Annotated in this window: 2 protein-coding genes and 1 pseudogene; all 3 read right to left on the bottom strand. The window is 31.3% G+C overall.

Features of this window, described 5'->3' with window-relative positions; translation table 11 throughout:
* Window positions 1-467: pseudogene (locus HNP68_RS06775) on the bottom strand (hypothetical protein); the annotation flags it as partial.
* Window positions 468-485: 18 nt separating this feature from the next.
* On the bottom strand, window positions 486-1,055 hold the full coding sequence (locus tag HNP68_RS06770) for a DUF228 domain-containing protein (RefSeq protein WP_183221704.1): 570 nt from the start codon (window positions 1,053-1,055) through the stop codon (window positions 486-488).
* 21 nt (window positions 1,056-1,076) lie between these two features.
* The coding region (locus HNP68_RS06765) for a DUF228 domain-containing protein (protein ID WP_183221702.1) at window positions 1,077-1,592 on the bottom strand (516 nt) is incomplete at its 5' end.

Genomic DNA, 1,592 nt, shown 5'->3' with positions numbered 1-1,592 from the left:
ATATTAGGTAGTAGGCGTTTTTGATTTTTTCCATCTTTTTGAATTGAAACAGTACCAGTTAGTACAAAATGATTAATAAGCTTGATAATTTCACTGCTTGCAAGTTTATAAGCTTGACTGAAAGGAAGTAAATTGTTATTAATGTCGCCAATATATGAATCTGAAGTATAAAACTTTTCAGACGCTTGCTTTAAGTGCCTAAATTTATACTGTAGTTTTAAGTAATTAAGCCTAACAACCACTTCAGAACTAAACCCAATAGTTGAGATAGTATTAACCTCATTTGCAATTGTTGTAGGATTAGCATTTAAAAAAGCGTCCCACTTTATAGTTCTTTGATAACCCATTTGTAGATCAACATCTTCAATTTGTTCTGGTAAAAACCATTTATACATTATTGGGTCTTTAACTTCTCCTATAATATTTGCTACAGCTTTTGCATAATAATTTTCATCAAATAATTCCATATTAAATCCTCCTAAGTTTTAATTACTTTTGGCTCTATTCCCAAATACAGCCACTTTTATTAAATAAAATTCACTATTAATTTGTTTTGCATCAGACAATGCTATTGCATTAACAATCGGCTTATTTCCCCCACTAACCTTTTCAAGAACGCCGTCATTATTGAAGTAAAGCTTTTCTTTTGCTTTAGGCGTTCCATCTTTTACTACTAAGTACCCTTCAAAATTATTTGTAATTGGAACAATAGTAGCAGTTTTGCTAAACTCATCAATGTCAACACATATTCCGTATAAATCTTCACCACCACCAGCCTCAACATGGGGCTCATAATGCGGTTCATTTGATTTTGCCTCTTGAATTACTATTTTTACTCCGCGTTTATAGGGATATCCCACAAATGAATGATTTTCTAGTTTGTCATACTTACTAGTTTTAGTACCTCCAGAAGCAAAAAATTCTATATTTTTATCTCTAAATTCTAGAGAATTAGTAAGTAAACCAGAATCCTTTTGTGGATTTTTCATTAATTTTTCTAGTTTACTGCGCTTTTCTTGATACTCTTTTACTAATTGGGCTGTATTTTCTGCCATTCAATTATCTCCTTTTATTTTTTAACTCTCAGCTACTACTGTTTTCTGATGAGCCCTATTGCCAAAAATTGTAACTTTTACCAAATTAATATAATAATCATGTTTACGGCTTTCATCCTTAATCTCTTCTTCTGATTTAAAATTGATTGTAAATGAATCAGAAAGTGCATATGCATTAATATAAGTTGGAGGCCCACCACCAGCTTTAATAATCACCCCGGCTTCATTAATATCTAATATTTCTCCAGCTTTTATACTTGGATTTCTTGTAACAAGATATCCTTCAAAATTATTTGTAATTGGTAAAACATATGCAGTGCAGCTAAACTCACATACATCAACGCATATCCCGTAAATATCAGTATCTGAACTAGTCTCCACATATACAGAAGTATCTTTTGGAACCAGTTTTACTCCGCGCTTATATGGAAAACTCTTTTTTGGGTCATAAAAATATTCTTCTATTTTGTCTGTATAACTTGAACATGAAAATGTATATGCATCAACTTGTTCATTTTTTGACCTAAAACAACCACT

It is taken from the genome of Borreliella yangtzensis (assembly GCF_014201775.1).
Lineage (GTDB): Bacteria > Spirochaetota > Spirochaetia > Borreliales > Borreliaceae > Borreliella > Borreliella yangtzensis.
This window is presented reverse-complemented; position numbering and strand designations above follow the sequence as displayed.